Source organism: Kitasatospora sp. NPDC002543 (assembly GCF_053594915.1).
In genome coordinates this window covers 1-7,623 of sequence record NZ_JBSFWR010000183.1, presented here as the reverse complement: position 1 = coordinate 7,623, position 7,623 = coordinate 1, and the positions used below count along the sequence as shown (strand labels likewise).

Genomic DNA, 7,623 nt, shown 5'->3' with positions numbered 1-7,623 from the left:
GGTGCCGGGCCGGCGGTGTGGGCCGGCCCGGCACCGCGCGTGTGCGGCGGGCCGGCAGGCGGGTCGGGCCGCAGGTCGGCGGGGCCGAGGGTGGGTTACCCGGGGGGAAGGTGCACGGAGCCAGCGCGGCCTGGCAGACTCGTCCCGTCACCACCGCGGTCGACAATGTCGACCGCCTGTCAGCGCGGAGGTTCCCATGCCCGGCCCGATCCAGTCGCTTTCCCGGGCCGCCGCGATCATGCGCCTGCTGGCCGGCGGCGAGCGCCGGCTGGGCCTGTCCGAGGTCGCGACGGCGCTGGACCTGGCCAAGGGCACGGCGCACGGCATCCTGCGCACGCTGCAGCAGGAGGGCTTCGTCGAGCAGGACCCGGAGAGCGGCAAGTACCAGCTGGGCGCCGAGCTGCTGCGGCTGGGGCAGAGCTACCTGGACGTGCACGAGCTGCGGGCGCGGGCCCTGGTGTGGGCGGACGACCTGGCCCGGGCGGCCGGCGAGACGGTCTACCTGGGCGTGCTGCACCAGCAGGGCGTGCTGATCGTGCACCACGTGTTCCGGCCGGACGACACCCGGCAAGTGCTGGAGGTGGGCTCGATGCAGCCGCTGCACAGCACCGCGCTGGGCAAGGTGCTGGTGGCCTACGACCCTGTCGCGCGCGGGGAGTTGGGCGACAGCCCGTACGAGTCGTACACCGTGCGGACGCTGACCGAGGCCGCCGACGTCGACGCCGAGTGCGCGCTGATCCGGGAGCGCGGCTGGGCGGACTCGATCGAGGAGACCTGGGAGGGCGTGGCCTCGATCGGCGCGCTGATCCAGGACCGGCGGCGCAACCCGGTGGGCGCGGTGTGCATCAGCGGGGCGGTCGAGCGGGTCTGCGAGGACGGCTTCGTGAAGCCCTCGCTGGTGGCCTCGGTGCGCAGCGCGGCGCGGGCGATCTCCCGCGACCTGGGCGCCGGGCGGTTCTGAGCGCGGCGGCTCCGAACGCCGGTCGGCTCCGGGCACGGCGGTCCTGGGCACGGCGGTCCTGAGCGAGGCGGTTCCGACCGCCCTTCCGAGCACATCCACGGGCGGCTCGCCGAGAGCCGCCGATTCGTCACGCTGAGGCGCGGACGGGCGGGAGGCCTGTCCGCGCCTCTGGCGTTTTGTCCTGTTTCGACGCGCTCCGCTCGGTAACGTCGACGGACCGGTCGAGGTGAGGGTCACAGCTCCGTAACCCCGCCTTGACGTGGGGCCGACCTGGGGAGGAAGCTTCCGCATGACGGTCGACATTGTCGAACAGTGGCCGGAGAGATCACTCCCACAGTGAGCTCACCCGCACGACGATCGACCGATCGCCTGCCCCCACCACCCTCCGGGCCATATGGACAAGGGAGTCTTTGTGTCCGCGTTCTCCAACGGCGACGTCTTCGTCGGCGAAACCCTCGGCACCGCCGCCCTGATACTTCTCGGCGGTGGCGTCTGCGCCGCCGTGACCCTCAAGAAGTCGAAGGCCCTCAACGCCGGCTGGCTGGCGATCACCTTCGGCTGGGGCTTCGCGGTCCTCATCGCCGCCTACATGTCGGCTCCGAAGTCCGGTGCCCACCTCAACCCCGCCGTCACCATCGCGCTCGCGGTCAAGAGCGGCGAGTGGAGCCAGGTGCCGCTCTACCTGGGCTCCCAGCTGCTCGGCGCGATCATCGGCGCCGTGCTGGTCTGGGCCACCTACCTGGGCCAGTTCAACGAGAACAAGGAGCCGACCCTCGGCATCTTCTCGACCGGCCCGGAGATCCGGAACCCGATCCAGAACGTGATCACCGAGGTCATCGGCACGTTCGTGCTCTGCTTCGCGATCCTCACCATCGGCACCAACTCCGGCCTCTCCCAGTCCGGCACCGGCACCCTGATGGTCGCCTTCACCGTCGTCGGCATCGGCCTCTCGCTGGGCGGCCCGACCGGCTACGCGATCAACCCGGCCCGTGACCTCGGCCCCCGCATCGCCCACACCCTGCTGCCGATCCCGAACAAGGGCAGCTCCGACTGGTCGTACGCCTGGATCCCGGTCGTCGGCCCGATCCTGGGCGGCCTCGCGGCCGGCGGCGTGTACAACGCCATCTTCTAAAGGACGGGTTCGACCCCGCCGCACACGGGGACTGACCGAGCGAACGCGTCAGGCCCACCCACCCCGTCACCCCCGAACCCGAGCCGAGGACCCTCCCCATGACCTCCACCGGTAACTACATCGCCGCGATCGACCAGGGCACCACCTCCAGCCGCTGCATCATCTTCGGCGCCGACGGCCGGATCGTCGCCGTCGACCAGCAGGAGCACCGGCAGATCTTCCCCCAGCCCGGCTACGTCGAGCACGACGCCGCCGAGATCTGGACCCGGGTGCAGTCGGTCGTCCGCGGCGCGCTGGAGAAGGCCGGCCTGACCAAGGACGACATCCGCGCGATCGGCATCACCAACCAGCGCGAGACCACCGTCCTGTGGGACAAGAACACCGGCGAGCCGGTGCACAACGCGCTGGTGTGGCAGGACACCCGCACCGAGGGGCTCTGCCGCGAGCTGGGCCGCAACGTCGGCCAGGACCGCTTCCGCCGCGAGACCGGCCTCCCCCTGGCCAGCTACTTCGCCGGCCCGAAGATCCGCTGGCTGCTGGACAACGTCGAGGGCCTGCGCGAGCGCGCCGAGGCCGGCGACATCCTGTTCGGCACCATGGACACCTGGGTGATCTGGAACCTCACCGGCGGTGTCAACGGCGGCAAGCACGTCACGGACGTCACCAACGCCAGCCGCACCATGCTGATGAACCTGCACACCCTGCAGTGGGACGACAAGATCGCCGAGTCGATGGACGTCCCGATGTCCGTCCTGCCGGAGATCCGCTCCTCCGCCGAGGTGTACGGCGAGGCCGTCGGCGACCTGGCCGGCGTCCCGGTCGCCTCCGCGCTCGGCGACCAGCAGGCCGCACTGTTCGGCCAGACCTGCTTCGACGAGGGCGAGGCCAAGTCCACCTACGGCACCGGCACCTTCCTGCTGCTGAACACCGGCGAGAAGATCGTCAACTCGTACCACGGCCTGCTGACCACCGTCGGCTACCGGATCGGCGACCAGGCCCCGGTGTACGCCCTGGAAGGCTCCATCGCCGTCACCGGTTCGCTCGTCCAGTGGCTGCGCGACCAGCTCGGCATCATCTCCACCGCCGCCGAGATCGAGACCCTCGCCAACACCGTCGAGGACAACGGCGGCGCCTACTTCGTCCCGGCCTTCTCCGGCCTGTTCGCCCCGTACTGGCGCTCCGACGCCCGCGGTGTGATCGCCGGTCTGACCCGGTACGTCACCAAGGGCCACCTGGCCCGGGCCGTCCTGGAGGCCACCGCCTGGCAGACCCGCGAGGTCGTCGACGCCATGCAGAAGGACTCCGGGGTCGAGCTCACCGCCCTCAAGGTCGACGGCGGCATGACCAGCAACAACCTGCTCATGCAGAACATCGCCGACGTCCTGGACGCCCCGGTCGAGCGCCCGTACGTGGCCGAGACCACCGCCCTCGGCGCCGCCTACGCGGCCGGACTCGCCGTCGGCTTCTGGAACGACCTCGACACCCTGCGGGCCAACTGGCACCGCGCCGCCGAGTGGACCCCGCGCATGGACGAGGCCACCCGGGAGCGTGAGTACAAGAAGTGGCTCAAGGCCGTGGAGCGCACCATGGGCTGGGTGGAAGAGGAAGAGAACAACTGACCGACCAGCCGGCCGGGGCCTCGTGCCCCGGCCGGCCGCCCGCTGTTCCGGCAACGGGCGTCACCGTGTTTCACCGGCCCGCCGCACCGGGCCGACCGGCCTCTCCAGCAGGGGCCGCACCGCACCCGAGAGGAGTAACGGCGCCGCTCGACCCGAGCGCCGTACACAACTACCATGGCAACCATCCCGACCCTGGGTGCCGAGCGCACCGCCGGCCACACCGCCTCCCGTGCCGAGACCCGCGAGCTGCTCGGCAAGGCCACCTACGACCTGCTGGTGATCGGGGGCGGCATCCTCGGCACGGCCGTCGCCTGGACCGCGTCCCAGGCCGGCCTGAAGGTCGCCATGGTCGACGCCGGCGACTTCGCCGGTGCCACCTCCAGCGCCTCCTCCAAGCTCGTCCACGGCGGTCTGCGCTACCTGCAGACCGGCGCGGTCAAGCTGGTCGCGGAGAACCACAAGGAGCGCCGCGCGCTCTCCACCGACGTGGCCCCGCACCTCGTCAACCCGCTCACCTTCTTCGTGCCGGTCTACAAGGGCGGCCCGCACGGCGCGGCCAAGCTCGGCGCCGGCGTCTTCCTGTACTCGGCGCTGTCCGCCTTCCGCGACGGCATGGGCCGGGTCTCCACCGCCGCCCACGCCGCCCAGCAGGTGCCCGCGCTGCGCACCGAGGGCCTGCGCTCGGTGGCCGTCTACGGCGACCACCAGATGAACGACTCGCGCGTCGCCGTGATGACCGTGCGCGCCGCCGTCGACGCCGGCGCCGTGGTGCTCAACCACGCCGAGGTCACCGGGCTGCGCTTCACCGGCGGCCGGGTCACCGGCGCCGACCTGCGCGACCGCCTGGACGGCAGCGAGTTCGGCATCGACGCCCGCCTGGTGCTGAACGCCACCGGCCCGTGGGTGGACCACCTGCGCAAGATGGAGGACGCCGGCGCCGCGCCGTCGATCCGCCTCTCCAAGGGCGCGCACGTGGTCGTCAAGCGCCGCTCGCCGTGGCGCGCCGCGCTGACCATCCCGATCGACAAGTACCGCGTCTCCTTCGCCATCCCGTGGGAGGACCACGTCCTGCTCGGCACCACCGACGAGGAGTACACCGGCGACCCGAAGGACGTCCGGGCCACCGAGGCGGACATCGATCAGATCATGGGCGAGGCCGCGCACGCGATCCGCGACGAGCACCTCGACCGCGACCTGATCACCTACTCCTTCGCCGGCCTGCGCGTGCTGCCCGGCGGCCCGGGCGACACCGCCGCCGCCAAGCGCGAGACGGTCGTCACCGAGGGCCGCGGCGGGATGCTGTCCGTCTCCGGCGGCAAGTGGACCACCTACCGGCACATCGGCCGCGCGGTGCTGGAGAAGCTGGCCCACGTGCCCGGCACCAGCCTCGGCGAGGACATGTCCCCGATCGCCCCGACCGTCCCGCTGCCGGGCGTCGGCGCGCCGAACGCGGTGGCGCACCGCCTGCTGATCGACCGCGAGCCGGGTTCGCGGATGGAGCCGCTGGTGGCCAAGCACCTCGCCAGCCACTACGGCACCCTGTCCTTCGACATCGCCCGCATGATCGACGAGAACCCGGAGCTCGGCCGGCCGATCCACGAGGACGGTCCGGACGTCTGGGCCCAGGTCGCGTACGCGGCGGACAACGAGTGGGCGTACACCGCGGACGACGTGCTGCGCCGCCGCACCACGATGACGGTGCGCGGGCTGGACACGCCGGAGATCAAGGCCGAGGTCGAGGCCTTCCTCGCGAAGCGCGGGACCAAGTAGGCACAGCCTCGCGAAGCGCGGGAGCAAGTAGGGCACAGCCTCGCGAAGCGCCGGAGCAGGCAGGCACCACGCGATTCCGTTGCGGCGGGCGGGCGTTCGGGGTTTCCCCGGGCGCCCGCCCGCCGTTTCGCGTACCGCGGGACCGTCAGACCGGGACGCCCGCCTTGACGACCCGCTTCGGGTGGAGGTCGGACCGGGTGAGCACGGTGAGGTCGGCCAGCGGGTCGCCGTCGAGCACCAGCAGGTCGGCGTGGGCGCCCGGGGCGAGGGTGCCGATCTCCCCCGCCATGCCGAGCAGCCGGGCCGCCGTGGTGGTCGCCGAGCGCAGCACGTCCGCGACCGGCTGGACCTGGGCGCGCAGGGTGAACTCCTCCAGCTGGGCCGGGTGCAGCGGGCCGAGCAGGTCGCTGCCGTAGACGAGGTCGACGCCCGCGCGGTGGGCGCGCTCCAGCGCCTCCAGGCCCCGGTCGCGGACCTCGGTGAGCTTGTCGAGGGAGGCGGGCGGCAGACCGGAGGCGGCTCCGAGCCTGGCGGTCTGCTCGTAGGCGACCAGGGTGGGCACCAGGAAGGCCTCCTTCTCCAGCAGCAGGGCGATCGTGCCGTCGTCCAGCAGGTTGCCGTGCTCGACGCAGCGCACCCCGGCCCGCAGGGCGCGGTCGATGGCGCGCGGGTGGTAGGCGTGCACGGTGACGTAGCGGTTGTGGTTGTCGGCCTCCTCCACGGCCGCGCGGATCTCCTCCTCGCTGTACTGGACGGCGCCGATCTCGTCGTGCGGGGAGGCGACGCCTCCGGAGACCAGCACCTTGAGGTGGCGGGCGCCCTTGCGGAACTCGTCCCGGGCGGCGGCCCGCACCGCGTCCACGCCGTCGGCGATCCGGCCGAAGTGCGGGCGGGACTCGCAGCAGGGCAGGGCGTCCTCGCCGAGCGGGCGCAGGTCGCCGTGGCCTCCGGTCTGGGACAGCGCCTTGCCGCCGTGCAGCAGTCGCGGGCCGGGCACCAGGCCCTCGGCCAGCGCGCGGGCCATCCCGTGGTCGGCGCCGCCGACGTCGCGGACGGTGGTGAAGCCGCGGCGCAGCATGCGCTCGGCCTCGGCGAGGGCGCGCACGGTGGCGTAGCCGGGGGTCCAGTTCGCGAGGTCGTGGAAGTCGAGCGAGGTGACCAGCAGGTGGACGTGGGCGTCGATCAGGCCGGGCAGGACGGTGCCGCCGGCCGCGTCGAGAACCCGGACGTCCTCGGTGGCGGTGGGCGGCCGGCCGGTACCGGTCGCGGCGATCCGGCCGTCGGCGGCCTCCAGCCAGCCGAGGTCGGTGCGGGTTCCGTCCTCGGGGTGGAGCAGGTGGGCGTTGGTGATCAGCAGGCGGCTCACGGTGGCGACCCCTCGTTTCAGTACGTCTCGTATTGAATACGACTCGTACTGAATACACCATGTATCGTGCCCCTGTGAACCCGCCCCCCGCCGACACCGCTCCCCGACCACCCCGACGCCGCGTCCACACCCGGGCCCGGCTGCTCGCCGCGGCGAGCGAGCTGTTCCTCTCCGTGGGCGTCGCCCGGACGAGCATCGAGGACATCTGCGCCGCCGCCGGCTACACCCGAGGCGCCTTCTACTCGAACTTCGGCAGCAAGGAGGAACTGCTGCTGGCGCTCTTCGACGACCAGGCCGCGCAGCGGATGGCCGCGCTGGCGGAACTGGCCGCGGCCTGCGAGGGGCTGGCGACCCGGGAGCGGGCGGAGCGACTGGTCGAGGCGCTGGTGCGGGTCGAGCCGACGGACGCCGGGTGGATCCTGCTGTTCCTGGAGTTCCGGCTGGTCGCGGCGCGGACGGAGGCGCTGGCCGAGCAGGTCGCCGCGCACGACCGGGCGGTCGCGCGGGCGCTGGCCGGGGTCCTGGAACGGGCGCTGCCGACGCTGGTGCCGCCGGGCGCGAACGCCGTGCAGGCCGCGACGGTGATCCTGGCGGCACGGGAGGGCCTGCTGGCCCGGACGGCGGCGGGCGGCGCGGTCGCCGAGGACCTGCTGGCGGCGACGGCGGCGGTGCTCTCGGGGCTGCTGGGCGGCCGTCCAGGCGAGGTGGGCGTCGAGCCACACGTCCGCCTGCTCGCGCAGCGCGTCGACCGCGGTGGCGGTCGCTTCCAGGGCGG

General features: G+C 72.7%; 6 protein-coding genes. 5 read left to right on the top strand and 1 reads right to left on the bottom strand.

The features are described 5' to 3' along the window. Positions 1-196 precede the first annotated feature (196 nt). The 4 genes from ACWD4P_RS37380 to ACWD4P_RS37365 all read left to right on the top strand — a co-directional run bounded on the left by ACWD4P_RS37380 (position 197) and on the right by ACWD4P_RS37365 (position 5,482). The gene (locus tag ACWD4P_RS37380; protein ID WP_359830042.1) at positions 197-961 is read left to right on the top strand and encodes an IclR family transcriptional regulator; all 765 of its coding nucleotides are present in this window, start codon (positions 197-199) and stop codon (positions 959-961) included. 412 nt (positions 962-1,373) lie between these two features. After that, positions 1,374-2,093 carry an MIP/aquaporin family protein gene (locus ACWD4P_RS37375; RefSeq protein WP_359830044.1) on the top strand — a complete coding sequence of 240 codons (720 nt, stop codon included), beginning with the start codon at positions 1,374-1,376 and terminating at the stop codon, positions 2,091-2,093. A 98-nt stretch (positions 2,094-2,191) separates the two neighbouring features. Then, positions 2,192-3,712: a glycerol kinase GlpK gene (glpK, locus tag ACWD4P_RS37370; RefSeq protein WP_359830046.1), complete on the top strand. Its 1,521-nt coding sequence runs from the start codon at positions 2,192-2,194 to the stop codon at positions 3,710-3,712. Positions 3,713-3,886: 174 nt separating this feature from the next. Then, on the top strand, positions 3,887-5,482 hold the full coding sequence (locus tag ACWD4P_RS37365; RefSeq protein ID WP_449782710.1) for an FAD-dependent oxidoreductase: 1,596 nt from the start codon (positions 3,887-3,889) through the stop codon (positions 5,480-5,482). Between the two features lie 145 nt (positions 5,483-5,627). Here the strand turns inward: ACWD4P_RS37365 and ACWD4P_RS37360 are convergent, their stop codons facing one another. Beyond that, on the bottom strand, positions 5,628-6,848 hold the full coding sequence (locus ACWD4P_RS37360) for an amidohydrolase family protein (protein ID WP_449782709.1): 1,221 nt from the start codon (positions 6,846-6,848) through the stop codon (positions 5,628-5,630). 74 nt (positions 6,849-6,922) lie between these two features. Between ACWD4P_RS37360 and ACWD4P_RS37355 the strand changes: the two genes are divergently transcribed. Beyond that, on the top strand, positions 6,923-7,623 hold a 701-nt coding region (locus ACWD4P_RS37355), incomplete at its 3' end, for a TetR/AcrR family transcriptional regulator (RefSeq protein WP_449782708.1).

Coding starts and splice junctions, on each gene's coding strand:
- ACWD4P_RS37380 (WP_359830042.1), top strand. CDS start 197: ATGCCCGGCCCGATCCAGTCGCTTTCCCGGGCCGCCGCGATCATGCGC.
- glpK (WP_359830046.1), top strand. CDS start 2,192: ATGACCTCCACCGGTAACTACATCGCCGCGATCGACCAGGGCACCACC.
- ACWD4P_RS37365 (WP_449782710.1), top strand. CDS start 3,887: ATGGCAACCATCCCGACCCTGGGTGCCGAGCGCACCGCCGGCCACACC.